Raw genomic sequence first — 25,737 nt, 5'->3', positions numbered from 1 at the left:
TCCCTTAGCTCAGAAATGGTTGATCCTGATTCAATCCAATTGACACATCTGCACCTTTTTACGTGTAGATGGAAAGGCGTGGCACGAGTTCTGTAAAACGATATAGCTGCGCCGGACGCTGCGAGTACTGGTTGGAACTCACCAAGTTCCCCTCTTCATCCCGTACTTCTTCCACAATGCCTTTGCGACTGCGGGTAGACGTAATCTTGCGAATGAAGTTTGGTTCTTCAAAATCCGGTACAACACTTTGAATAACCTGATATAATTCACTTAATGTAAAATCACGTGGCAGGAACTGACGAGCAATCGTCGTCTCCAGCATCTGTTGTTGAATGCGTCGATATGCATCTTCAATGATTGTTCTGTGATCAAAGGCGAGTTCCAATTCTTGCAACGCCTCCTGAATCGTGAACAATCCAACGTCCTCAGCATCATCTGCTGCTTGACGTTGATCCAGCATCCATTCCTCCACAAGCGCGAAAAATGCGTGAGATATAATCCAGCCCCTCGGGTCACGACCCGGCTGACTGTATACATTCAAGTACTCCAGATGTCCACCGTCTACACCTGTCTCTTCCATCAACTCACGTTTTGCTGCACCGTAGATGGATTCATTCTCCTGACAAAAACCACCGGGTAATGCCCATCTACCTGCAAAAGGCCAGCCTTTGCGCTTAATCAGCATCACTTTCAATTCCCGAATGGGAAGTGTCTTGGTCACCGTCTTGCGCTCCCGCTTGGTCAAGGTGAACATAACGATATCCGCAGGAACTCCATCGGGGGTACGATATTTCTTGGAACTATAGGCACGTGCTGCTTGTTCGTCGCTCTCTGAATTGAAGTGTTCGTAGTTTTCGTTCATGGGCACCACCGACTATTTTCATTTTGATAATTTCATTATGACATAATAATATCTTTTGTCAACAGCGGGATTCATACTTTACGTTCTCGGACGTGCTATACGGAAAGTAGCCGTAGCCATGCATCCCAAGGTGCCTGATGCATCACGAACCTCTGATTGAGTCGTAACACTGCGTCCAGCCTGATGTAACACTGTAGCCGTCACCGTTAATTCCCCTTGTTTCATGGGTGCGAGAAAATGTACATTCAGATTGGTTGTCACACAGCCATCTACTTCCATTGCTGCTGTTGCAACCATCCCCATCGCCTGATCCATCAGTGAAGTTAATACACCCCCATGAATAATCCCCATGGAGTTGGTATGATGTTCCCCTGCTGTCAACGCGATCTGTACTTCTTTGCCATCTCCTTTAATATATCGACATCCGAGAAATCCCCAGAATCGTTCGGCTCCGTCTTCTACCATTTTGTCCAAAATGCTCATTATTCATTTCTCCTTTTTCACTGTACGTATCATGCTCTCTTGATGTCATGTGCCTTTAACATTAAAAAATCAGCGCGCCACACAAAATAACCCCACAACGTGGAGCTTTGCTTGGAATGATATTCCGAGTACTTGGCGACAGCCACTCCACGTTAAGAGTTATGCAATGTAAGAAAAGCTTCTGATTGAAGCCTTATCGATGATGCCACATTCGTGGTTTGGCAGTTGCTTTTCTTGCGATTATCGAATCCTTCAGCTCCGCTGAAAACTTATAATTCTATAATCGTCAAAAAAGGCGCGGACAGCGTCCGCACCCTTCCGTCATTTAACCGCAACTTGTCGGAGGTGAATCCGTTCCAGCCTCCACGTTTACTTTTTCGGAAACCGTATCCCGGATTACAGAGATCACTAACTGAAGCAAGTAGTTGATGTCGCTCTGGCTCTGCTGGAATTCCGTAACCAATGGAATACTGTCCAGTTCGCTTTGCAGATCTTCAATTTCCTGTTCAATTTTGCTGACCATCTCCACATTTTTGAAGCTCTCAAAAGCAACGATCTCTTTTTGTTTCTTCTTGATCGTTGCGATCAACTGCTGGATGCGCTCATGATCACGAATTTTGGTTTCAGCCTGTTGGAACTGTCTAACTTCCTCACTCGTTCCGAGCATATCAGCCAATTCTTTGGCTTTTCCCATAATGTCGTCGCGTATGACCAGATTGCGCGTATCGTAGGTAGGCATTCCGTAATGGTTGTACTGCACTTCTTCCTGCGCCACTGAAATCGCTCCATTCTATGAGATGATATAAGATGAATACTGGATGTTGCACTAAGCTCATTCGACTGCTGAGTGACCGCTGCGGTGTCGGATCGTTCTTTTGATCGCTCTTGTCTCCGGATTTTTTCGATTGAAAATTGTTCAAGGTTAAAATTCGGAGACAAAGGCGAACGCTTCGCTTCTACAGAATCGATTCCGTCACCTTCGCTACGCTCGGCTGCAACCCCACTAAGTGCAAAAATCATTCATCTTATTGGTGTGTGTATTACTGATTGGCAGCTACCGGCTCAGAGAGCAGGTTGCCCCGAATATAAAAAGTCATCGGATCGGTGATTTCCACTTGTACGAAAGTACCGATCAACTCTTTGGGTCCTTCAAAATGCACCAGCTTGTTGCTGCGCGTACGTCCTGCCAGAACTTCGGAATTCCGCTTGCTCTCACCTTCAACGAGCACTTCAACAACTTTGCCACGTTGTTCTTCATTGCTTCGATGGCTATATACGTTGATTGTTTCGTTCAAGCGCTTCAAACGTTCCTTCTTCACTTCCATCGGTACGTTGTCTTCCATCACCGCAGCCGGTGTACCTTCCCGTGGGGAATAAATAAAGGTATAGGCAAAATCATACCCTACTTCACGGACAAGGGAAAGTGTATCTTCAAACTGTTCTTCCGTTTCCCCCGGAAAACCAACAATAATATCCGTTGTCAACACAACATTCGGGATGGCTTTCTTAATTTTGTCAGCCAGTTTCAGATAGTGTTCCCGGCTATACTTGCGGCTCATGCGTTTAAGTACTTCCGAACTGCCAGATTGCACTGGTAGATGAATGTGCTCTACGAGATTTCCGCCCTTGGCCAGCACTTCAATCAAGTGGTCATCGAAGTCACGTGGGTGACTGGTTGTAAACCGCACTCGCGGAATATCAATTTGACGAATGGCATCCATCAAGTCCCCAAAGCTGTACTTCAGGTCGGTAAAGTCCTTGCCGTACGCATTCACATTTTGACCAAGTAGAGTGATCTCCTTAAAGCCTTGTCGTGCCAAATCCCTAACTTCGGCAATGACATCTTCAGGACGACGGCTGCGTTCTTTGCCCCTCGTAAACGGGACGATGCAATATGTACAGAACTTGTCGCAACCATACATAATGTTCACCCAGCCGCGCATACCCTCACGTTTCTTCGGCAGGTTCTCAATAATGTCGCCTTCCTTGGACCACACCTCAACAACCATTTCTTTGCTGAACAGCGCTTCCTGGATTAGATGTGGCAGTCGATGCACATTATGTGTACCAAAGATCATATCCACAAAGCCATGCTTCTGCATGATTCGGTTGACGACGCCTTCTTCTTGGGACATACACCCGCATACGCCAAGTAACAATCCCGGACGTTCAAGTTTTAGCGTTTTCAGGTGACCAAGCTCACCAAATACTTTATCTTCCGCATTTTCTCGTATGGCACATGTATTGAGCAGGATAATATCAGCTTCTTTGCGATCCTCTGTAGCCTGATATCCCATTGATTCAAGAAGTCCTTTGATGGTCTCTGAGTCATGCTCGTTCATCTGACATCCATACGTATATACAATATAGTGTTTGCCTTTCCCTATGTTTTTCAGTTCATCGGGAACGGCATTTTCGTATAACACCTGGACGTCTTCCTTGCCCCGCTGTTTCTCCTGACGATGATTAGGTTCCGATTTGATGTTAATCTCACGACCCCGGATTCTTATCTTTTTGCTGAATTCATCTTGCGAAATTACTTTGGCATCGGAGAAATCAAAATATTGGGAGTAATCCTTTTTTGAGTCTTTAGCCATTTCCTTCGGTCACTCCTTACAGCCTCAATTAATAAAAAATCGTTCATTCATCCCTGTTCCACGTGAATTTCTTGCCGGGAACATTAAAAGAGCATTACAGCAAATTATAGCATGAATTGGGCTGTAGTTCCACATGCAAACCGCACGTCCCTTCGCATAATCCGAGACATGCCATGCTCTAATGAACACTTAGAAAACAGAAAAACCTGAGCTTTGCCAACAGGGCTGGAATTAACCGGCCCTTAATGGCTGTGCTCAGGTTTATACGTTATTCAGACTGCCCTAGTAGGCTGCTGAAGCTATTCCATGGTATTAATCGATGATTTCAGCAGTGTCGCCATTACGAGCGCCAGCAGCGTTAGCCTCATCCGTATCAATATGCATGTCCAGTGCAAAAGAATCAGATACACGAGCCAGTACATTTTCCAGTACCAGACCGCGATCTCCGCCGAGGCGAACTTTCAGCATTTGTTTGTCCTCGATACCCCATTTAGCAGCATCCGAAGTATGGAAGTGAATGTGACGAGCAGCTACGATGACACCTTTATCGATCGTTACTTCGCCAGCAGGACCTTTAATCGTGATTCCTGGTGTACCTTCAATGCTTCCAGATTCACGAACAGGTGCTTTAACACCAATCGCAAATGAATCTGTCATGGAGATCTCCAGTTGCGTTTCAGGGCGAACAGGTCCAAGGATACGCACTTTATCAAACTGTCCTTTCGAACCAATGACCGCTACAGTTTCGTTAGCAGCGTATTGGCCAGGCTGGGACAGAGGTTTAAATTCAGTCAGTTCATAACCTTTGCCAAACAAAATTTCAACGTGCTCTTGGGATACATGAATGTGACGGGCAGATACGCCCACAGGTACTGTTTTACTCATTGTAAATTTCACTCCTTGTTTATCTATGGCCTGAACTCAGGCTCTTAACAATCCAATGGTATTATACCCCTTTTTGGAGTGAAATGAAAACGAACTGGTGAAAATTCATGAAATACACTTATTTCACCATCATTCCCCTCCTTTATTTGGAAAACAAGCTTTATTCAACCCATTCTGTCCCACAGAACACTTTACTATTTCACGGAAGCCCCCTTTATTTTAGGATTTCCCTCTGGCAAGTGTTCCCTCAGATAACTCATCGCATTCCCCCACAACCAGCCGCGCACTAAATGTTCATCATAATGTTTGAGCAGGAGTTCCGTCAGTCTTGGATAATGCCCCGAGTGTTCAAGTCTCTGAATATACGTTGAGATTCCGTCAAAATCAGACCCCATCATCAGATGGTTCTGTCCGCCCTGAGAACAGATCTGCTCGATATGAGGCAGCAAGTCTTCTATAAGCACTTCCCCCTCCTGTTTAACAAACCAGGGAACAAACGTCAGTCCGATCCGCCCTTCCCGGGCAATGATGGCCTGGATCTGATCATCTTTCAGATTGCGCACATGGGGACATACGCTATAGCTGTTGGAATGGGAGGCGATAAAAGGACGCTTACTCAAGTCAGCCAGTTCCCAGAACCCTTTCTCCGTCAGATGCGACACATCCAACAGCATTCCGATTTCATTACACTGGCGCACCAGTTCTTTCCCTTTCTCGGTCAGACCCGCCCCACGCTTCTCCATGACTCCGTCAGCCGCCCAATTGGCATAATTCCACGTTAGTCCAATGATTCGAACGCCCATCTGATAACATAACTCCAGATAGAACAGGTTGCCCTCCAGACCATCCACACCCTCCAGTGTGATTAATCCCCACGTACCCTCTGTTTGCTCCACCTGAGCCACCTGCTCACGCCATAACAACGTCTGTGTGCCGCTAGGCCGCCCCTGACTTCTCTCTACACGACTACGATAAATCTCCAACTGCCCCATCACATGTTCAAACTTGCCTCTGCCAAGTACTTCGGGTAAATAGATGGCGAACGCCTGCAACCCTACCTTCCCTTCTTTCAAGCGTTGCAAATTCACATCCAGTTCTGGAGCATCTTCAAAAGAAAGAGCAGGCTGCATCAAAATTTTGCTCAGTGCATCACAGTGAAAATCAGCTACACGCCAATCAGACATGGACAAACCCTCCTCAATATTTTATTGCGAAGAAAACGCAAAAAAACCTGTCTACATCCATCGTAAACAGGTTCAATGCATACTGCATGTATTATCTGGGCTCCACAATCAGCTTAATGGCCGTTCGGTCCTCGCCGTCGATCACAATGTCTGTAAAAGCTGGAATACAAATCAGGTCAACTCCGCTTGGTGCTACAAATCCCCGGGCTATCGCTACCGCTTTAATGGCTTGGTTCAGTGCTCCCGCTCCTATTGCCTGCAGTTCAGCATTTCCACGTTCACGAAGAACCCCTGCAAGAGCGCCGGCTACAGAATTAGGATTGGACTTTGCTGAAACTTTTAATACATCCATGGTAAGTACCTCCCTGGGAATGTTGAAAGTTTGTTTCCACTTACTAGATGTTATTCGCGGGAGGCAAAAAAATTCCTTCTTTTTAGACGGGTTTCCCTGCAAAATGGGACAATACCCCTATTCCATGCGCCACTCGTCCTCCATCAGACGAATTTTTTCGATGCGTGTTGCCGCACCTGTAGCTTCATCAATTTCAACAAACACACCATGGAAATGCCATTTGCCATCATCCACAACGAAACGTACCGGGAGCTGGGTGTAGAACTTGCGCAGCACGGCCTCACGCTCCATGCCCAATATGCCGTCACGCGGCCCTACCATGCCCGCATCCGTCAAGTATGCCGTTCCTCCAGGCAAAATCCGATCATCGTTACTCTGTACATGTGTATGTGTACCTACAACGAGAGACGCACGTCCATCCAGATGCCATCCCATGGCAATTTTCTCTGACGTCGCTTCAGCATGCATATCGACCAGAATACATTTATAGTCCTGACGCAGCTCATCAACAATCTCATCAGCTACACGGAACGGGCAATCCAGAGCAGGCAGGAACGTTCTTCCTTGCAGATTGACAATGGCCAGCTCTTTCCCTTCCCCTTTGACAACCGTGTATCCTCGTCCTGGTGTGCCTGGTGGAAAGTTCGCTGGACGAATCATGCGAGGCTCATCATCTATAAAATCAAAAATATCCTTATTGTCCCAAGTATGATTACCAAGTGTAATACCATGTACACCCCAGTTGAAAAACTCATTTGCAATTGCCCCGGTAATACCGCGACCTGCTGCCGCATTTTCACCATTCACAATCACCACATGTGGCTTATACTTCGATTTCAGGTACGGTAGATTTTCCTTTAATGCCTTACGTCCCACGTTGCCTACAATGTCACCAATAAACAAAACTTTCACTGATTACTGCCTCCTCAATTCCTGCAAAGTTCTCTTTTTCGAATGTTGAACCTTTGCAGGACTCTATCTCTTGTTCCAAGATGTGTATTTATACAAAAAGCCTTTGACGAATATGGAATTCAGCCGAAAAAGCCTAGCCTCTTTTTGAAAACACACTTTAAGAGGCTATCAAAAGGAAAAGTGGCCCATTAACGCGGCCACTTTTCCGTATTGCTCTATTTTGCGTATTCAACCGCACGGGTTTCCCGGATGACGGTGACTTTGATGTGACCCGGATAGTCGAGTTCATTCTCAATCATCTTCGTGATGTCACGGGCGAGACGGAAGGCTTCAGCATCATCGATCTTCTCAGGCTGTACCATAACACGAACTTCGCGTCCGGCCTGAATGGCGTACGATTTCTCGACACCTTCGAAGGATTCCGAAATCTCTTCCAGCTTCTCCAGTCGTTTGATATACGTTTCCAGCGTTTCGCGGCGTGCGCCTGGTCTTGCTGCGGAGAGTGCATCTGCTGCACCAACCAACATGGCAATGACCGAAGTCGCTTCGCAATCTCCGTGATGGGACGCGATACTGTTGATTACAACCGGATGTTCTTTGTATTTCTTCGCCAGTTCCACGCCAATTTCGACGTGTGATCCTTCCACTTCGTGATCCAGCGCTTTACCGATGTCATGCAATAGACCTGCACGTCTTGCCAGAGTTACGTCTTCTCCGAGTTCGCCAGCCATCAATCCAGCCAGATAAGCGACTTCCATCGAATGTTTCAAGACGTTCTGACCATAACTTGTACGGAACTTCAACCGGCCCAAAATTTTGATCAGATCCGGATGCAGACCATGCACGCCAACTTCAAAGGTAGCTTGCTCACCGTATTCACGGATGCGCTCATCCACTTCTTTGCGGGATTTCTCAACCATCTCTTCAATCCGTGCCGGGTGAATACGTCCGTCAGCCACCAGTTTCTCCAGGGCAGTACGGGCAATCTCACGGCGAATCGGGTCAAAGCCCGACAGAATAACAGCTTCTGGCGTATCATCGATAATGAGGTCAATCCCTGTAAGGGTTTCAAGCGCACGGATGTTACGTCCTTCACGACCGATAATCCGGCCTTTCATTTCTTCATTCGGCAGGGTAACAACAGATACCGTTGTTTCCGCTACGTGGTCAGCCGCACAACGTTGGATGGCGAGTGTAATAATCTCGCGGGACTTTTTGTCCGCTTCTTCCTTCGCTTGTTGTTCAATGTCCTTGATCATTTGAGCCGTCTCATGACGAACTTCCTGTTCTACGTTGGACAGTATGATACTGCGTGCGTCTTCCATAGTGAGGTTGGATATACGTTCCAACTCTGTCACCTGGTTTTTGTAGATCATTTCGATCTGCTGCTGAGTCTCATCAATTCGTTTCTCTTTGTTAGCCACTTGCTCTTCTTTACGTTCGAGTGATTCCAATTTTTTATCCAGCGACTCTTCTTTTTGCAACAATCGTCTTTCTTGTCGTTGAATTTCATTCCGACGTTCACGAGTGTCTTTTTCAGCTTCAGCGCGAATGCGATGGATTTCATCCTTCGCTTCCAGCACTGTTTCTTTCTTCAGTGCTTCTGCCTCTTTCTTCGCGTTCTCCACGATTTGTACGGCAGCTTGTTCCGCACTAGAGATTTTAGCCTCTGCAAGAGATTTGCGAATAAAATATCCTACTCCGAACCCAATGAATAGCGCGGCTGCAACGAGAGCGATCGTGATTGCAATTTCCATACTGTTCACCTCCTCGTTGGTTCCTCCAAGGCATTCCTTGGGTCAATTTGCAGTTTTCAAACCTTACATATTTTTGGGAATAACGAATACTCACGGCGATCCCCCGCCGATTTTCATTTCACATGTACATGTTTCCACGTACTATTCACTGTTTCCAGCGAACCCATAATTAAGAATGGTATAAATCTTAAGAAACCGAAACCGCTTTTTTGGAAGGAAAAAGGGTTGTCCATTTCTTACAGACTCATGTCCATTTTAGTATTTGACGAAAGAAATTGTCAAGAGAATGCAGTATGGAGACTCTAGTCTGCTAATCCCATAACAACGCTTCGTCATCTTCGGCGTCTTCAGCCTCATCTTCTTCAATTAAACAATTCACGACCCGGCGCACCATATCCATTGAAAAACCACGTCTCATTAAGAAGGGGAGCGTTTTATTTTTCTTCTCTTTGACGTCCCCTTTGACCTGATTCCATTTTTTTCGTCCGGCACTCAATGCAGTCTCAAATTCCGCATCCGCACTGACACCTTCCAGCGCTTCAACAATAAGATCATTGGCAATGCCCTTTTGACGGAGCTCTTGCCTTATCCACAGTTTTCCCTTCCGCTTGCCCTCCATACGCTGTCTTGTCCATTCCTTCGCAAATAGGTCATCATCCACCAAATTCTCGCGCTCAAGTCGATCCAGCGTCTCTTCAATTAAAGGTGCAGCAAACTCTTTTTGACGAAGTTTCTGACTTAATTCATGTCGTGTACGCGGCTTATGTTCCAAAAAACGTAGAGACTGTGTATACGTCCGCTGTCGCTCGTCAGCTACAATGATTTCTTCCAGATCCTTCTTCATAAACGTATTGCCTTGAGTCATCCTGTATTTAATCATTACATCTTCAAGAACCGTTATGGAGTGGATGCCAAAAGAGATTCGATAACGAGCTTGCCTGTGCTTTGTCCGTTCTACACGCGTAATTATAAGTTCTTCGTTGTCCGGAAATTGGGATAGGCCATCCTGTTCTGCTTCTTCATATAAATCCTCGTCATGTTGATCCATTCAGGTCTCCCCTTTCACATCATGTTCATTCTGACTACATCAAGCACATCTTCACATAAAGAATGCTAATACAAAAGGCCGGGAACTCAGCCCGGCCTTTGTCTCCACAGTAGCGTGCCAACAGCCCCTGTCCATTGGGACAGGGGCTGTTGGACAGCAAGAGCAGTCCCACTACAATCCACTTATCCAGATTGATCCAAGCTCAATCAGATAAGTTTATGGAGCCCAGTGGGAAACACCCTCAGGGCCTCCCAGCAAGGGAGGCTTTGAGAGATTACTCGTTGATTTCAAACAATTCTTGTTCTTCTTCTGCTTCTTTTTGTTGCTCTTCACTCGTTGGCGCAGGAACTGCGGTAGTCAAGTTACTAGCTACCCGAATTTTTTGTTCAATGATTTCAGCAATATCTTTATGCTCTTTCATGAACTGCTTCGCGTTCTCACGGCCTTGTCCTAAACGCTCACCTTCGTAAGAGTACCAAGCACCACTTTTATTAACGATGTCCAGCTCAGTACCAATATCAATGATACTGCCTTCTCTCGAAATACCCTCGCCATACATGATATCCACTTCCGCTTGTTTAAACGGAGGTGCCACTTTGTTTTTCACAACTTTAATACGAGTACGGTTACCAATCATGTCATTGCCTGATTTGATACTCTCAATACGACGTACATCCAGACGTACCGTAGAATAAAACTTCAGAGCACGACCACCAGGTGTTGTTTCCGGGTTACCAAACATAACGCCGACTTTCTCACGAAGCTGGTTGATGAAGATTGCGATTGTTTTGGATTTGCTGATTGCACCAGACAATTTACGCAACGCCTGAGACATCAAACGCGCTTGCAAACCAACGTGTGAATCACCCATTTCGCCTTCAATCTCTGCTTTTGGAACCAATGCAGCTACAGAGTCAATAACGACGATATCTACTGCACCACTGCGTACAAGAGCTTCTGCAATTTCCAGCCCTTGCTCACCCGTATCTGGCTGAGATAGAAGCAATTCGTCAATGTTAACGCCCAATTTACTTGCATATTGAGGATCAAGAGCATGCTCAGCATCGATAAAGGCTGCTTGTCCACCAACACGTTGTACTTCAGCAATCGCATGCAATGCGACAGTTGTTTTACCTGAAGATTCAGGTCCATATATTTCAACAATACGGCCTTTAGGCAAGCCGCCTGTTCCTAATGCAATATCCAAAGCCAAGGAACCACTGGGAATAATTTCCACATTCATATGAGTGGACTCACCCAGTTTCATGATGGATCCTTTACCAAATTGCTTCTCTATTTGACGGAGCGCCATATCAAGCGCGGCACGACGGTCTGACAATAAGCTCACACCCTTTACTGTTTATAAGATAATGATACCTTGTTTTAACACGTTTGCCAAGCTTTTTTTCGAACATACATTCGTTTTTTTTGTAAAGGCCGAGGCGCCTCTTCCTCAAAGAAACTTTCCATTAAACAGAAAAAAGAACCGTAAACAAGGCTGTAAAGCCTAATTCTGCGGTTCTTCCGTCTTCCTTAATTATACTTCTTTAGAGCTTCAAATGCAATCGAAGCTATTAACTAATCAATCCATCGCCACAAGTTTTTGCCATAAGCGATAGAGAATCGCTTTGGCTGAACGAATGCGGACAGTCTCGCGATTACCATTAATACGCAGTTCATGAATTTCCGTCTCTTTTCCACGTTCAGCCAGAGCGATGAAGACAAGTCCGGGTGGCTTGCGTTCCGAATATCCCGGTCCAGCTACACCGGTAACAGCCAAGCCAAAATCAGCATCGCCAATCATGCGGATCTGCTCAGCAAGCACTTTTGCAACCTCAGGACTTACCGCTCCAGGTGCATCTTCACCTTCCAGATAATCATGAGGCACATTTAGCAGCTTTTCCTTAATCTCATTGGAGTAACAAACAATTCCACCTTTGAGCATTGAAGCACTTCCCGGTACAGAAGTCAGACTTTGCATGACAAGACCTCCTGTACAGCTCTCAGCAGCGCTAAGCGTCAGCCCCATGTCAGACATCATGGTTACAATTGTGTACTCTATAGGCACATCCTCGTTCGCGTAGAGATGTTCTGTCAAACGCTCCCGAATCTGAACCTCCATCGCATCCAGCTTCAGCTTCGCCTCTCCTTCACTCGTAGCCTTAGTGGAGACACGTACCGTAACTTCGCCTTCGCTCGCGTAAGGAGCAATTGTAGGGTCTGTCTGCGCGTCAATCAGATCCAGCAGTCGATCCTCCAGAGCAGATTCACCGATACCTGCGAATTTGAGCATTCGGGAATAGATCGGCATTTCTTCTGTAAGCACATGCTGGAACAGCCAAGGCTTGACTTCCTGTTCAAACATTGGAATTAGCTCTTTGGGTGGTCCAGGCATCACAACATAATGTTTATCATTATCAGAAATCGCATTTCCTGCCGCAAGACCCGTTTCATTGGCCAGAGGTGTCCCACCCTCAATAACAATTGCCTGACGTCGGTTATTTTCTGTCATGTCCACATTACGATCTCTGAAAAAGCTCTCAATTTTATCCATCGCCATTCGATCCGTATGCAGTTTTCGGTTAAGAACAGCTGCGAGCGCATCCTTGGTCAGATCATCTTGAGTGGGTCCGATGCCACCGGAAAATAAAATAACGTCAGCACGGCCCTGTGCAATGCGAATAGCTTCACTAAGTCGGTTCAGGTTATCCCCAACCACCGTTTGGAAATATACATCGATCCCCATCGCAGCCAATTCACGGGATAGGTATCTGGCATTGGTATTGACGATTTGTCCAAGCAGTAGCTCTGTGCCAACTGCAATGATTTCTGCCTTCATTGAGCATCCTCCTGTACATGTGGTGAGTGATCAAAGGGCAATAGGATAATTTCCTATTGCCCCTGACCCAATGCTTCCTTCATGATTACCCATTTTTAGAACCAACTATTATGCTTTTGTTAAATGAAGCAGGTTTTTGTTTTTGATAAAGTAATCGATACCCGACCAGATGGTAATAAGCGCTGCTGCCCATACTGCGATAATATCGACGTGAATACCCGTGTATGAGAACGGGAAATTGTTCAACAGCAACAACACAATTGCCACAATCTGCACTACCGTCTTCAGCTTGCCCCAGGCACTCGCAGCAACAACCGAACCATCCAGCAATGCGATTTGGCGCAAGCCGGTAACTGCAAATTCACGACTAATAATAACCACTGCAATCCAAGAATCCAGCTTGCCCATCTCCACGAGCGAGATCAAAACTGCAGTAACCAACAGCTTGTCTGCGAGCGGATCAAGCAGTTTTCCTAGATTGGTAACCATGTTATTTTTCCGCGCAAGGTATCCGTCGATTCCATCTGTGCTTGCGGCGATGATAAAAATAACAGCAGCAATCAGTTGATTATACGGAAGCGAAAAGCTTCCAAGCTGCAACGGCTCTGGATAAAATGGAAAATCCACGAGCAGGAACACCATCAAAAAAGGGATTAAGCAAATTCGTGCAAGCGTAATCCGGTTGGGTAAATTCACAAGACGCCCTCCCTCATATCCTCCATTACTCCAAACAATCATCATAATCCCGTTATCATCATCCGGAACATGAAATGTACATTTTCAATGTCAATCCATATTAACATGATCCCACTATGTAGAAACGCAAAAAAATAAGTCAACCGCTCAAAAGCAAAACCGCTTTAAACGTTCCGGTGACTTCCAGAAGATGTACTGCTTTTCACAAAGTCAGCAAACGATGAGGACTGGACTTGATGCATGACTGCCAGCAATGCACACTTAGTATAATATACGCCTAATACCATGTCAAAAAACACTTCTGCTACAAGAAGGTCTTATTACTTGAAATTTGTATATTGCAAATCCAGAGGCAGGTTGGCACCATTTAACAGCTGCATGACTGCTTGCAAATCATTTTTACTCTTACCCGTTACCCGTAGCTGGTCTCCCTGAATCTGACTCTTCACTTTCAACTTGGAATCCCGAATCAGAATATTGATTTTTTTGGCGATGTCCTGATCAATCCCCTGTTTAAAATTCAAGCGCTGGCGGACAGTACCAGAAGATGCTGGCTCTACCTTTGCGTAATCAATGTTTTTCAATGGTAGACCACGCTTCGCCATTTTGGATTGAAGTACGTCAATGACAGCCTTAAGTTTGGTCTCATCATCAGATACGATTGTTAACGCATCCTTATCCAGTTTCAGGCTGCTCTTGCTGCCCTTGAAGTCATAACGAGTGCCAATTTCCTTCTCGGTTTGTGTAACGGCATTTGTCAGTTCCTGCAAGTCCATTTTGGACACGATATCAAATGAATTTTCTGAACTCAAAACAGTCACCCTTTCAGTTAATCATATGTTCTGTAACATTATAGAGGATACCCCAAGCAAAAGTCTAATTTCAAGCTGTTCTATACAAAGAAAAAAGCATTTTTGGCTTCCACCTGAAGTGGCTGCCAAAAATGCTTGCTGGTCCAGCTTCCAACTAATAGCGGCTGCGGTTGGGCTGTCTGAACATATCGAGCACACCCAAAAGCACATGTGCAAGTCCAAACCCCAATATTCCGTAACCCCAAGCACTTGGAGTCAGATAATAACCCAGGAGGCTGACAATGATCCCTAAACCCGTTACGATCCAGCTGACTGTCACAGCCATCCACCTCACTTCACCAAAAGTTAACTGCAAGTTAAGACACAGTTATTGTCTCCTGCAGTTGACCGGGTTATTCGCTACCAGTGGTACCCTCTGTAGTGTCCGTTGAACCATTTTCAGCACCTGTGGAAGTAGCAGTATTGCCAGTGTCTTCACCAAGCTTCAAACGGATCCGATTGGTTGCCTTACCATCCGTTACAACTTGCCCGCCAACCTCAATCGTGGTCGCTGCAGCGTAACCGGACTTAATGTACATGCCTGCACTATCCAGCTCAAAAGTATAGCTGTCGCCTTCGGCTGTGTTACCATACTCCAACTTCTCTCCGCTGGAGTTCTCGCCCTTGTATACTTCCAGCCAGCTATGACCTGTGGCTTTGATCGTAACCGTTACAGGTTTGCCTGCACTTCCGTTAACTTTGAAGTTCGTAATATTGCCTGACTTCCCATCTTCTGCAACCGTTACAGCAGACGATGAATTATCTGTCGGTTCTTCCTGATTTTCTCCCGTCTGACCGTCTGTTTGGCCATCAGTTTGACCATCAGTTTGACCTTCCGTGTCTGTTCCGCCACCGTTACCGCCAGCGTCGCCTTCACCCTTACCATCAGTGCCTGAGTCTGTTGCAGGCGGATTAGATGCCTGTCCGTTGTCGGCAGGCTGATCCGGTTTATCTTCAGGCTGTTGTTGACTGTCTGTAATTTTGACCGAATCAAGTCCTTGATTATCCGTTTCATCACCATTGTTATACACCACGTATACATACAACAGTACTACAATCAAAACAGGGAATGTCCACATCAGTGCGACAGACATCCATCGATTACTACGCTCAACCGGACGGCTGGAACGCTTCTGTATTACCGGTTCCATCGTTGCTTCCGCCTCTTCTGCCGGTACGTCTTTTTTGTGCCCCTCCAGCAGCTCATCAGGGTTCAGTCCAACGGTCTCCGCATAGGTTTTAATGAAAGCACGCACATAGAAGCTACCCGGCAGCACTTTATAGTCTCCTGCTTCTATGGCCTCTAGATACCTCTTGCGAATTTTTGTCATTTCCTGTACATCGTCAAGACTCATCCCTTTTTGCAGCCGGGCCTCTCTTAACTGCTGACCCAGTTCAGACATGCCATCTCCTCCTTATGTTTATCTCATGAGTTGTTGCTAATCTATTCCATGATTCCGTACGGAGCCTTACAGTTCGTCGGTATAGCTTGCCGTAAACGTATCATAAATAATTTCTTCATTTGGAATATTGCGCAATTCAATAATAATATCAAAATCATTAAAATCATATTCGGATTCCTGCACAAAAATATCCGGATGTTCGATAACCTTTGTACTTGGCATCGACATAATATCCTGCAACAAATTGTAATGCCGCTCACTGGAACGAATCGTACTTACAATTCCATCAATGATGAAAACATTGTTCGGGTTCAATTCGTCTTCGGACATTTGACTTCTTATCGTCTGACGAAGAAGTGTGGAGGAAACAAAAGTCCATCGCTTCATCGCACATACGCTGCCCGCAATAATGGACTCCGTTTTACCAACACGAGGCATTCCGCGCAAACCGATGACCTGATTGCCTTCCCTCTTAAATACTTCACCCAAAAAGTCCACAAGTAACCCAAGTTCATCTCGTGTGAAACGAAATGTCTTGCGATCATCCGAGTCACGGTCAATATATCTGCCATGACGCACAGCCAAAATATCCACCAATTTAGGTTGACGCAAAGCCGATACGGTGATGCTGTTGACTTTGCCGAGCATTTCACCAAGCAAACGGATTTTCTCATCATCATCCGATTCAAGTAGCATACCTCGCGTTTTGCCTTCCACACCGTTAATGGTCAATATATTCACTTCAAGCATCCCCAGCATAGAGGCAATATCGCCTAACAAACCGGGTCTGTTCTTATGTATTTTATATTCCATGTACCATTGTTTAGATTCCATTTCAACACCCCGTAATGCATTATTCCACATTATTCGACAGCAACAGAACGTGTCCACTGGACAGCAAACTGAGACATCTTCTAAAAATGGGTCACGTTAATGATATATAAAATGAAAATGAATTACAAGAACAGCTCTGTAATCCGTTTGTAATCATTAGAGAAAAGCCCCCTTGCGGGAGCTCTTCATCTGTAATCTTATGCGTTTTGTTTGGCCAATTTGACCATCAGGCACGCGATCGTACGACGCTCATCTGCATCGCCGACATCCCATAACTCTTTCAATGCCCGGTTGGAATGGTTCGCCGGATCGACTTTCTCATCAAGGAAATCGCCGATTTCATACGCAAGTTTGTTGATGGTTTCTTCACTCATCCCCATCTTCTCTGCTTGCAGTACGCGGTCACCCAGGAACTTCTTCCATGTGTCAAAGCTGGAGAGCACTGTTTTTTCTGTTGACATGATAAATCCTCCTTAGATGACGCATGAGATTTAAAATCAACAGTTGTAATATGTGCTTTCGAAGCATTTTATATACGAGCATTTTGAAAATAATCCGGAAGACGGATGCTTCTCGGCCAACCTTCACTTGTTTCGTTCATAGCCACTCAAGTTTACTTGCTGCTTACGTTAACCAACCGCCATTTGGACTGATAATCTGCCCATTGATATACCCCGATTCAGGGAGGGCCAGAAAATAAACCAGTGATGAGATTTCATCAGGTTGAGCAAGTCTTCCTGCCGGAATTTCCTCTTCCAGCATCTTCAGTTCACTCTGATCCAGATGGTTCAACATGGATGTCTGAACGGCGCCAGGAGCCACAGCATTTACGGTTACTCCGGAAGGTGCGAGTTCTTTTGCAAGTGCCTTGGTGAATGCATTCACCCCGCCCTTGGTTGTGGAATACAACACCTCGCAAGAGGCACCAGACAGCCCCCAGATCGACGATACATTAATGATTCGACCATACCTTTGGGAGATCATGTGAGGCATCATTTCCTGTGTACACATAAACGTGCCTTTGAGATTAATGGCCATCACTTCATCCCAGATCTCCTCTGTAACATCAGACAACATCCCATAGTGCGAGATTCCTGCATTGTTCACGAGGATATCTGGCATGAGATTGTGTGACTCCAGCTTCTCACGCATACGTTCAATCTGTTCCCGGCTGCGAAGATCCGCAGACACCGTCATGATTCTCCCACTGCCCTGTTCCATGCACCGTCTGGCAGCTTCATTCGCTGCCTCATGCGATTTCATATAGTGTATAACAACATTCATTCCCACTCTGGCGAAACGTTCTGCGATAGCGGCTCCGATGCCACCGCTTGCTCCAGTCACCAGTACAGTCATTTCCCCAATTGCCTTCAATTGTCCTGTTCCCCTCTCCATATCAAGGACTCACGACTAGCGATACAGCCAGTTGATCCCAGCGAATATGCTCTCTCAGTCTGAGATTTACATCTTCCAGTGTAATCGATTCATAGAGCGGAAGCATATTGAAGAAATCACCGCCACGGAATTGCTGACGTGTAAATTCATGCGCAATGTTCTCCGGAGAATTGAGCATACGCAAATATCCGCCTATTTTCTTTTTGCGTGCACGTTCAAAATCCGTGGATTCGAACCCCTTTTCTACAATGGCATCCACTTCTTCACGTATACGTGCCAGCAGTTGATCCGGATCTTTCGTGTCACCACCAATAGCTGAAAACGCATATTGCGGCGAACTGTTATACTCATGTCCAAAGCTGTCCGAGATCAGATCTTCATCATAGAGCTTCTGAAATAATCGTGTGCTTGAACCAAACAAAAGATCCATCATCAGTTGCGTTGTCATATCCCGCCGCAACAATTTTTCTCCAGTAAGTCCAATGTCCGTCTCCTTGAATCCAAAGAGACATTTTGGCAGTGAAACAGCCAGTTTTGCTTCCCGTCTGGCTTCTCCTACTCGCTCTGGCTCCGGTTCGAAGAAACGTTCGATACTCCCCTGTGGCTTATAATCCTTCTGTTCTTGGTTCGAACGAACCATATCAATCACTTCCTGTGGATCTACACCACCTACCACGAATAAGAGCATATTACTCGGGTGATAGAAGGTGTTATAGCACTCATACAACATCTCTTTGGTAATCGTACGAATGGATTCCACCGTTCCTGCAATATCGATATGCACCGGATGTGTCTGATACATGGCTTCGATCAATCCAAAATAAACTCGCCAATCCGGATTGTCAGCATACATATCAATTTCCTGCCCAATAATGCCTTTTTCCTTTTCCACATTTTGATCCGTGAAGTAAGGATTTTGCACAAAGTCAACTAATGTTTGTATATTTTCATTCACATATTCGGTCGCTGAAAACAAATAAACCGTCTGATCGAAGCTCGTAAATGCGTTAGCTGAGGCACCGTGAGACGCAAATGTTGCAAAAATATCGCCTGTGGGTTCTTCAAACATTTTGTGCTCCAGAAAATGGGCAATTCCATCCGGAACCTTGACTGCTTCCTGTCCCTCAACCTGAAAATGATTATCCACCGATCCATACTTGGTTGCAAACGTAGCATACGTTTTCTGGAATCCCGGTTTAGGCAAAATATAGACATGCAGTCCGTTATCCATTACTTCGTAATATAGTGTCTCCTGCAAATGTTCATACCGAATGCTCTCCACCGACTATTCCTCCTTCTCGTCCCGCAAGAAATAAATCGTATCCAGACGGAACTGTTCTGCCGCCTCACGAACATCTTCCTTGCTAATATGTTCTACCTGAGCTAGCAGTTCTTCAGCTGTTCTCTCTTTGCCAGACAACTGTCGATTGAAATCATAAGCGATCATCTCAAAAGCAGAATCCTGCATCTCCTTAAGCAGGTTACGAATCATTGCTTTGGTCTGGGACATTTCCAGATCACTGATTGTACCGCTTTTCATTTCCTCCAGCTGCTGCTTGATGATGGTGACAGCCTTCTCATAATTAGGGATTTCAATTCCGGATTGAATCGTGGCAATGCCCTTATGTCCGTCATATCGCGAAGAAGCGTAATACGCCAGGCTTTCTTTTTCACGAACATTAACAAACAGTTTGGAATGAGGATACCCACCGAGAATCCCGTTGTACATGAGTGCCGCTGCATACTGAGGATCTCCATAAGTAATCGATGTACGGAGTCCCATATTGAGTTTTCCTTGACTCACATTCAGTCGCTCAACAACGGTCTCTACTTCCTTATTTCCTCGAACTGCCGCCTGTGCCTGGTAATCGGAGGAGGAGGTTCGATCTACATTGAAATGACGTTGAACAAGGTTCTCCACCTCCTCCAGTGTCGTATCCCCTACCACATACAGATCCATACTCGCCTGTTGCAGCCACTCCTGATAAGACGCAGTCAGTATGTCAGGCTCAATCCCGGGCAGATCCTTTCGCTCACCCAGGGGGTGAAGACGGTACGGCTCGTTCTTGCACATTTCCTCGATACTGCGTTCAGCGGCATACCGCATTTTATCATTAACGATGGACTCCAGCTTTTTCCGAACCGTCTCTCGCTCTGCTTGTACATACGACGTCCTGAAATGTCCGTTCTCCTGTGCAGGTTGGGTAAGAACCTCTCCCAGGAAGGCAAATGACCGATCCAGCAACTGCTCATCGCCTCCAACAAAGGAGTCATTAATGGTATCCATCCGAAACTGTACTATCTGATAATCCCCGCGTTTATAGACGTCAAAACCAAAACCGGCTCCATACAGATGCTCCAGCTGTTCACGAAATTGCGTTGTTTCCGGATAGGACTCCGTCCCCCGTCGTAGTACAAAAGGTGTCAGCGCTACTTTGGTTACTGTATCTTCTCGTAAGGGAACACCTGCATATAGCGATATAGCAAACGTTTTGAAACGTTTAGTCGGAAGCACATGTATACGAAACTCTCTCTTGCTGCCTCGTTCGAATCCTGATGTATTCAAATGTCAAAACCCCTTTACGGCGTCATTTGTCATGCAATCGTATTACGCTAAATGTAACAACCATTTTAACCCATTCAAAAGGCAAGAAGCAACCGAAGTCACGCCTTCTGGTTGCTTCCAACATCATCACATACAAAAAATATGCTGCCCGATTGTTTTCACCTGTGGACGGGTCCAGATCCATTTGGATGTTGCTGTCTTGGGATTAAAATAATAGAGACAACCACCGGATGGGTCCCAGCCATTCAGGGCCTGCTCAACTGCCTTCTTGGCTTGTGCGTTTGGTTCTAGATAGATCTGTCCGTCCGCTACAGCTGTAAATGCACCGGGTTGAAAAATTACCCCTGAGGGTGTACTCGGAAAGCTTGGGGATTTTACGCGATTCAGAATAACTGCCGCTACTGCGACTTGACCTTCAAACGGTTCACCCCGGGCTTCACCATATACGGCGTTAGCCATAATCTTGAGTTCATTCTCGGAGAGACGGAGTGCATTGGCAGATCCCATATTGTCTTGCTCTTTATCTGCCGTATTGTTGTTGCTTCCTCCACCCCCACCAGAGGATTCCTTGTGTAGCGGCGGTTCTGTTGGCGACCATTTGGTTGACGCATTGTACAGCTTGAGCTTGGTTTCAGCTCCAACCACCCCATCTGCCTTCATGCCAAACTCGGATTGAAACCATTTGACGGATTTCAATGTGCTGCTGCCAAAATTACTGTCGATTTTACCATTGTAAAATCCCAGATACTTCAGACGTCCCTGAAGCTCATATACATCCTGACCGTAACTTCCATATTTCACTGTATTGCTGCTAAACGTAGGCAAGGCCTTTTCTTCTACCTGCGGTGTACGCTCGGCTGAACTTTCCGTTGCTGTATTCCCAGGAAGCAAATAACGGATTCCCAATGCGGATATCAGCAAAATAGCAGTGAAAAGCCATAGGTTCATTTTTCGCATCGACTGTGCTCTACCTTTCTCTTGTGGGATTAACAGAATCGCTAAGGTTATTATGACAAGCCTGCTTGTTTCCTATGCACCAAATCATCCGATCTTTGGAGTAGATGGCAAAACTTCAGTCTGCAGAGCATACAAAAAGCCCCCAACCAATAGGTTGAGGGCTTAAACGACCGATGCTCCAAGTCACTATGAGCTTATTTTATTCTGTTGATACTGTTCAAGTGATACCAGCACTTCCCGTGGTTTGCTACCCTCGTAAGGACCGATGACCCCCCGGGCTTCCATGGAGTCAATTAAACGCGCTGCACGTGTGTAACCAACCCGCATACGACGTTGCAATAGGGAGACTGACGCTTGTTTTGCCTCCAAAATAATCTGTACCGCTTGCTCATATAACTCATCCTGTACTTCATCTGCCGCCTGAATGGAATCATCCACTTCAGGTACAATGGACTCATCATACTGCGCTTCACCTTGACCCCGTACATAGTTTACAATATTCTCGACTTCTTCATCGCTCATAAAGGCACCTTGTACACGAACCGGTTTGGATGCACCCATAGGCATGAACAACATGTCTCCACGACCCAACAGCTTCTCAGCCCCACCCATATCCAGAATCGTTCGGGAATCCACTTGTGAAGATACGCCGAAGGCAATTCGAGATGGAATGTTAGCCTTGATTACCCCGGTAATAACGTCAACAGACGGACGTTGGGTGGCAATAATCAGATGGATTCCGGCTGCACGAGCCATCTGAGCGAGTCGCGCAATGGCATCCTCAACATCTCCGGCTGCAACCATCATGAGATCTGCAAGCTCATCCACAATGACAACAATATAAGGCAGAACAGCCGCAGGATTGTCTTTCATCAGATTGTTGTAACCCTCGACGTTACGTGTACCTGATTTGGAGAACAGTTCATATCGTTTCTCCATCTCGACCACAATCTTTTTGAGAGCAAGTGACGCTCGTTTGGGATCAGTTACAACTGGCGCCATCAGATGAGGAATGCCGTTATATACGTTCAACTCAACCATCTTGGGATCGACCATCAGGAACTTCACTTCATCCGGCTTTGCTTTGTACAATATGCTGGTAATAATTCCGTTAATACACACAGACTTACCGGAACCTGTCGCACCCGCGACCAGCAAATGGGGCATACGAGCCAAGTTACCAATGATTGTCTGTCCGGAGATGTCCCGGCCAAATGCAATGGTCACTTTGGATTCTGCATCCTGGAATGTTGCCGTCTCCATTACTTCACGCATCGTTACAACCGACACCTCGCCATTAGGAACCTCGATACCTATAGCGGACTTCCCGGGAATCGGCGCTTCCATCCGAATATCTTTTGCAGCCAGAGCCAACGCAATGTCATCAGTCAGACTGACAATTCTGCTGACCTTGACACCGATATCAGGCTGAATTTCATATCTTGTAACAGCAGGACCCCGAACCACTTCAAGTACTTTGGCACGAACACCGAAGCTTTCCAGTGTAGCTTCCAGCTTACGCGCTGTCTGCATATAATCCTTCTGGTCGCCTGCCTTACCCGCATTGTTAGGCTTGGCAAGAAGACGGAAGGATGGCAGCTTGTAAGGCTTCGGAGGAGGGGGTGGTGGTTTCACTGGTTGTGTGTCCTGCCCTTCAGGAGTTGGAGTATCTGCTCCCAACATTGCATCATTAGGCACTTCTTCTCCACTCTGAAGCCCATCCTCAGCATTCAGCTCGTCCATACCTGCACCGGATGCTGACCACTCTGTCTCTACAAGTTCATCCGTTATTTTAATGTCATGTTCGCCCTGTTGAACTACGTTTGGATCAGCGAGATCATCAGGGAAAGGATAAGCATCGTCCAAATCATCTTCAATGCTTGCATCTTCGGCTCTGACATGCTCAAAAAAGTCTCGAATGATCGGCGCTGAGTTAGGTTTGGCCTGAACCGGAACATGTGATGAAGCTGATTTGTTCGCTACGTCTTCGGTTGCATCCTGCCACGTCTCTACATTGTGATCTTGCTCGGCGCGGTATACAATCTGTTCTGTTTCAACTGAATCGACCTCATCCATTTCACGTCCTGATGTCTCTTGCTCTCGATTAGCTCCCCATTTTCCAAAAAGCTGAAAGAATATTGGGGCTTTTCGTTTTGGCAAATGTTGTTCCTCTAATTCATCCTCGTACTCGTCTTCATCATCTTCAACAGGAACAGGTACCACTTTACGAGCGTTACCTTTTTTCCTTCCATCAGAAGTTACAGCTGATCGTGCAGAAGACCGCGATTCCATCTTCTTGTACATCGAACTCCCGGCATCCCAGACCTTGGTTCGGAATATTCGAATCAGATCCACATAAGATAGACTCGTAATCAACATAAAACTGATGACAAACATGACAATCATGATGAGTCTCGCACCCAGACTGCCGAACAGCCACAGGAAAAGAGCGAATTGCCCAGCTCCGAGATAACCACCGCTGATATCCTTGTTAAGCATGGAGTCCCTCTCCCCTGGTACAACAGGGGTTAACAACTCGGTTTGCATATCATTATGTACCTGTGTAATCACAGCACCAGGCTCAAGCGCACCAACCGGAATGAGCTTCTGGTGCATTGCGGAGACGGTACTCATCAGGGTTAAGGCAAAGACCAACAATACCAGTCCTGTTTTGCGTGTGGTCCAGCCACTCGGCCATTTCCGATGAATCATCACCATGAGACCATAATAAATACCAACAAGCGGAATCGCAAAATAAAACTTACCAAGCATCAGTCCGAACATCTTGGAAAGCGAACGTCCAACGGTGGCTTCACCCGATAATGCTATGACAGCAAGGGTAATAAGCACAATTCCGTAAATTTCATATTTTAAAACGCCACTAAAACCAGCGCCCTTTTTTTTCCTCTTTTTTCTTCTGGCCAAAATCAGGTCACCCCCAGAAGAATATTATACCATACAAATATAATCCGTACATATGTTCTTTTTCTGCTCAATTTGTCTGAATTCGTCGCGTTATGCTGATCCCAAGTTACCCGAAAGCGGAATGGTCGAACCGGGCATATTGGCAGGATTAAGATAGGCTTCGAGTGGACAATCCAGCAAACGTACAATAACGGCTTCATTGTCATTTACAGGCCTCACCTGCATTAATAAACCATTCATCTTGATTTCTCTTGTATCTTCGCCCTCTTTCCACATTCCTGACCAGAGTTGTTCAGGGGGCATCACTGTATATAACGTCATTGGGTATAACCTCCCGCTTGCAGCGTCTGTCTCTTGTCTCCTATGAGCTGATTTAACTGAGCAATAGCTTGTCCAATTCCGCCTACCGCATCCATCAATCCATATTTCACTGCATCCGCGCTTCCTACAGCTGTGCCGATGTCCCGGTTCAACTCACCGGTCTTAAACATCAGTTCTTTGAACATCTCTTCCGAGATATTCGAATGAGACGTCACGAACCGTACAACCCGCTCCTGCATTTTCTCCATATACTCAAACGTCTGAGGTACACCAATGACAAGGCCGTTCATCCGTATGGGATGGATTGTCATCGTTGCACTTCCGGCAATCAGGGAATACGTTGAAGCTACAGCAATCGGCACTCCAATGCTATGTCCGCCTCCAATGACCACAGTGACCGTAGGTTTGCTTAGAGAAGCAATCATCTCTGCAATGGCCAGACCGGCCTCTACATCTCCACCTACCGTGTTCAAAATGATCAGTATACCTTCAATACGCTGATTCTGCTCTGCAGCCACCAGCTGTGGAATGATATGCTCATACTTTGTTGTTTTATTTTGTGGCGGCAAAATCAGATGCCCTTCGACCTGTCCAATAATGGTCATACAGAAAATATTTGATTCACCTGCCGGCGACTGTGTCTGCCCAAATTGCTGAATCGTCTCTGTCACGGGCGAGATGTTCTTGTCCTCTTGAATCGGAATCTCTGGCGCTTCAACTTCCGGTTGATTGGATTTTGACGCCTGCTTGCCATTCATACGTTCATTCATTTCATTAATCCCCTTCTCCAGAAACATTTAATGTATTCCTTAGTATGGGGATTTTTCCAGCCGCCTTATACCCGCTACATCCAAATTGCTTACATATTGA

General features: G+C 46.0%; 25 protein-coding genes. All 25 read right to left on the bottom strand.

Annotation, left to right across the window (positions count from 1 at the left end):
• Window positions 1-58: 58 nt before the first annotated feature.
• Entirely contained in the window at window positions 59-862 is an 804-nt protein-coding gene (locus tag MKX40_RS11595) for an NUDIX domain-containing protein (protein WP_339241682.1), read from the bottom strand.
• Between the two features lie 78 nt (window positions 863-940).
• The gene (locus MKX40_RS11590; RefSeq protein WP_339241680.1) at window positions 941-1,345 is read right to left on the bottom strand and encodes a PaaI family thioesterase; all 405 of its coding nucleotides are present in this window, start codon (window positions 1,343-1,345) and stop codon (window positions 941-943) included.
• A 325-nt stretch (window positions 1,346-1,670) separates the two neighbouring features.
• Window positions 1,671-2,120 carry a YlbF family regulator gene (locus MKX40_RS11585; RefSeq protein ID WP_036609251.1) on the bottom strand — a complete coding sequence of 150 codons (450 nt, stop codon included), beginning with the start codon at window positions 2,118-2,120 and terminating at the stop codon, window positions 1,671-1,673.
• Between the two features lie 265 nt (window positions 2,121-2,385).
• Window positions 2,386-3,942, bottom strand: a complete 1,557-nt coding sequence (miaB, locus tag MKX40_RS11580) for a tRNA (N6-isopentenyl adenosine(37)-C2)-methylthiotransferase MiaB (RefSeq protein WP_339241679.1) — start codon at window positions 3,940-3,942, stop codon at window positions 2,386-2,388.
• Window positions 3,943-4,254: 312 nt separating this feature from the next.
• Complete coding sequence (locus MKX40_RS11575) at window positions 4,255-4,827, bottom strand: phosphate propanoyltransferase (protein WP_017689107.1); 573 nt, start codon at window positions 4,825-4,827, stop codon at window positions 4,255-4,257.
• Window positions 4,828-5,021: 194 nt separating this feature from the next.
• Window positions 5,022-6,011, bottom strand: coding sequence for a dipeptidase (locus MKX40_RS11570; protein WP_339241677.1), 990 nt, complete (start codon window positions 6,009-6,011; stop codon window positions 5,022-5,024).
• A 91-nt stretch (window positions 6,012-6,102) separates the two neighbouring features.
• Complete coding sequence (locus tag MKX40_RS11565; RefSeq protein WP_007430104.1) at window positions 6,103-6,363, bottom strand: stage V sporulation protein S; 261 nt, start codon at window positions 6,361-6,363, stop codon at window positions 6,103-6,105.
• 117 nt (window positions 6,364-6,480) lie between these two features.
• On the bottom strand, window positions 6,481-7,275 hold the full coding sequence (locus tag MKX40_RS11560; protein WP_145146946.1) for a TIGR00282 family metallophosphoesterase: 795 nt from the start codon (window positions 7,273-7,275) through the stop codon (window positions 6,481-6,483).
• Window positions 7,276-7,490: 215 nt separating this feature from the next.
• Window positions 7,491-9,032 (bottom strand): ribonuclease Y, encoded by a 1,542-nt coding sequence (gene rny / locus MKX40_RS11555; RefSeq protein WP_036670418.1) that lies wholly within the window; start codon window positions 9,030-9,032, stop codon window positions 7,491-7,493.
• Between the two features lie 310 nt (window positions 9,033-9,342).
• Complete coding sequence (locus MKX40_RS11550; protein WP_339241674.1) at window positions 9,343-10,080, bottom strand: regulatory protein RecX; 738 nt, start codon at window positions 10,078-10,080, stop codon at window positions 9,343-9,345.
• Window positions 10,081-10,354: 274 nt separating this feature from the next.
• Window positions 10,355-11,419 carry a recombinase RecA gene (gene recA / locus MKX40_RS11545; protein WP_062833851.1) on the bottom strand — a complete coding sequence of 355 codons (1,065 nt, stop codon included), beginning with the start codon at window positions 11,417-11,419 and terminating at the stop codon, window positions 10,355-10,357.
• A gap of 243 nt (window positions 11,420-11,662) precedes the next feature.
• Window positions 11,663-12,919 (bottom strand): competence/damage-inducible protein A, encoded by a 1,257-nt coding sequence (locus MKX40_RS11540; protein ID WP_339241671.1) that lies wholly within the window; start codon window positions 12,917-12,919, stop codon window positions 11,663-11,665.
• Between the two features lie 108 nt (window positions 12,920-13,027).
• Entirely contained in the window at window positions 13,028-13,615 is a 588-nt protein-coding gene (gene pgsA, locus MKX40_RS11535) for a CDP-diacylglycerol--glycerol-3-phosphate 3-phosphatidyltransferase (protein ID WP_062833849.1), read from the bottom strand.
• 320 nt (window positions 13,616-13,935) lie between these two features.
• The gene (locus tag MKX40_RS11530; protein ID WP_253433904.1) at window positions 13,936-14,427 is read right to left on the bottom strand and encodes a YajQ family cyclic di-GMP-binding protein; all 492 of its coding nucleotides are present in this window, start codon (window positions 14,425-14,427) and stop codon (window positions 13,936-13,938) included.
• Between the two features lie 154 nt (window positions 14,428-14,581).
• Window positions 14,582-14,746 (bottom strand): hypothetical protein, encoded by a 165-nt coding sequence (locus MKX40_RS11525; RefSeq protein WP_167350848.1) that lies wholly within the window; start codon window positions 14,744-14,746, stop codon window positions 14,582-14,584.
• A 73-nt stretch (window positions 14,747-14,819) separates the two neighbouring features.
• Entirely contained in the window at window positions 14,820-15,869 is a 1,050-nt protein-coding gene (locus MKX40_RS11520) for a RodZ domain-containing protein (protein WP_339241668.1), read from the bottom strand.
• Window positions 15,870-15,935: 66 nt separating this feature from the next.
• Window positions 15,936-16,703, bottom strand: coding sequence for a DUF3388 domain-containing protein (locus MKX40_RS11515; RefSeq protein WP_036609270.1), 768 nt, complete (start codon window positions 16,701-16,703; stop codon window positions 15,936-15,938).
• Window positions 16,704-16,900: 197 nt separating this feature from the next.
• Window positions 16,901-17,164: a DUF3243 domain-containing protein gene (locus MKX40_RS11510; RefSeq protein WP_017689119.1), complete on the bottom strand. Its 264-nt coding sequence runs from the start codon at window positions 17,162-17,164 to the stop codon at window positions 16,901-16,903.
• Between the two features lie 163 nt (window positions 17,165-17,327).
• A complete protein-coding gene (gene fabG, locus MKX40_RS11505) occupies window positions 17,328-18,098 on the bottom strand; it encodes a 3-oxoacyl-ACP reductase FabG (protein ID WP_253433898.1) in 771 nt (256 codons plus the stop codon).
• A 1-nt stretch (window position 18,099) separates the two neighbouring features.
• Window positions 18,100-19,380 (bottom strand): pitrilysin family protein, encoded by a 1,281-nt coding sequence (locus MKX40_RS11500; protein ID WP_339241665.1) that lies wholly within the window; start codon window positions 19,378-19,380, stop codon window positions 18,100-18,102.
• A 3-nt stretch (window positions 19,381-19,383) separates the two neighbouring features.
• Window positions 19,384-20,664, bottom strand: coding sequence for a pitrilysin family protein (locus MKX40_RS11495; RefSeq protein ID WP_339241663.1), 1,281 nt, complete (start codon window positions 20,662-20,664; stop codon window positions 19,384-19,386).
• A gap of 126 nt (window positions 20,665-20,790) precedes the next feature.
• Window positions 20,791-21,621 carry a spore cortex-lytic enzyme gene (sleB, locus tag MKX40_RS11490; RefSeq protein ID WP_339241662.1) on the bottom strand — a complete coding sequence of 277 codons (831 nt, stop codon included), beginning with the start codon at window positions 21,619-21,621 and terminating at the stop codon, window positions 20,791-20,793.
• 186 nt (window positions 21,622-21,807) lie between these two features.
• On the bottom strand, window positions 21,808-24,546 hold the full coding sequence (locus tag MKX40_RS11485) for a DNA translocase FtsK 4TM domain-containing protein (protein ID WP_339241660.1): 2,739 nt from the start codon (window positions 24,544-24,546) through the stop codon (window positions 21,808-21,810).
• Window positions 24,547-24,636: 90 nt separating this feature from the next.
• Window positions 24,637-24,867 carry a YlzJ-like family protein gene (locus tag MKX40_RS11480; RefSeq protein ID WP_036609282.1) on the bottom strand — a complete coding sequence of 77 codons (231 nt, stop codon included), beginning with the start codon at window positions 24,865-24,867 and terminating at the stop codon, window positions 24,637-24,639.
• Entirely contained in the window at window positions 24,864-25,637 is a 774-nt protein-coding gene (locus MKX40_RS11475) for an ATP-dependent Clp protease proteolytic subunit (protein WP_339241658.1), read from the bottom strand. The genes MKX40_RS11480 and MKX40_RS11475 overlap by 4 nt, the downstream gene beginning before the upstream one ends.
• Between the last annotated feature and the right edge of the window lie 100 nt (window positions 25,638-25,737).

This window comes from Paenibacillus sp. FSL R5-0517 (assembly GCF_037974355.1).
GTDB lineage: Bacteria > Bacillota > Bacilli > Paenibacillales > Paenibacillaceae > Paenibacillus.
Note: the sequence above shows the minus strand (reverse complement) of the source record. Positions and strands in the feature narration are given on the sequence as shown.

Coding starts and splice junctions, on each gene's coding strand:
- MKX40_RS11515 (WP_036609270.1), bottom strand. CDS start 16,703: ATGGAATCTAAACAATGGTACATGGAATATAAAATACATAAGAACAGA.
- MKX40_RS11565 (WP_007430104.1), bottom strand. CDS start 6,363: ATGGATGTATTAAAAGTTTCAGCAAAGTCCAATCCTAATTCTGTAGCC.
- fabG (WP_253433898.1), bottom strand. CDS start 18,098: ATGGAGAGGGGAACAGGACAATTGAAGGCAATTGGGGAAATGACTGTA.
- rny (WP_036670418.1), bottom strand. CDS start 9,032: ATGGAAATTGCAATCACGATCGCTCTCGTTGCAGCCGCGCTATTCATT.
- MKX40_RS11540 (WP_339241671.1), bottom strand. CDS start 12,919: ATGAAGGCAGAAATCATTGCAGTTGGCACAGAGCTACTGCTTGGACAA.
- MKX40_RS11520 (WP_339241668.1), bottom strand. CDS start 15,869: ATGTCTGAACTGGGTCAGCAGTTAAGAGAGGCCCGGCTGCAAAAAGGG.
- MKX40_RS11575 (WP_017689107.1), bottom strand. CDS start 4,827: ATGAGTAAAACAGTACCTGTGGGCGTATCTGCCCGTCACATTCATGTA.
- MKX40_RS11550 (WP_339241674.1), bottom strand. CDS start 10,080: ATGGATCAACATGACGAGGATTTATATGAAGAAGCAGAACAGGATGGC.
- MKX40_RS11475 (WP_339241658.1), bottom strand. CDS start 25,637: ATGAATGAACGTATGAATGGCAAGCAGGCGTCAAAATCCAATCAACCG.
- MKX40_RS11595 (WP_339241682.1), bottom strand. CDS start 862: ATGAACGAAAACTACGAACACTTCAATTCAGAGAGCGACGAACAAGCA.
- MKX40_RS11510 (WP_017689119.1), bottom strand. CDS start 17,164: ATGTCAACAGAAAAAACAGTGCTCTCCAGCTTTGACACATGGAAGAAG.
- MKX40_RS11480 (WP_036609282.1), bottom strand. CDS start 24,867: ATGACGTTATATACAGTGATGCCCCCTGAACAACTCTGGTCAGGAATG.
- MKX40_RS11570 (WP_339241677.1), bottom strand. CDS start 6,011: ATGTCTGATTGGCGTGTAGCTGATTTTCACTGTGATGCACTGAGCAAA.
- MKX40_RS11590 (WP_339241680.1), bottom strand. CDS start 1,345: ATGAGCATTTTGGACAAAATGGTAGAAGACGGAGCCGAACGATTCTGG.
- sleB (WP_339241662.1), bottom strand. CDS start 21,621: ATGCGAAAAATGAACCTATGGCTTTTCACTGCTATTTTGCTGATATCC.
- miaB (WP_339241679.1), bottom strand. CDS start 3,942: ATGGCTAAAGACTCAAAAAAGGATTACTCCCAATATTTTGATTTCTCC.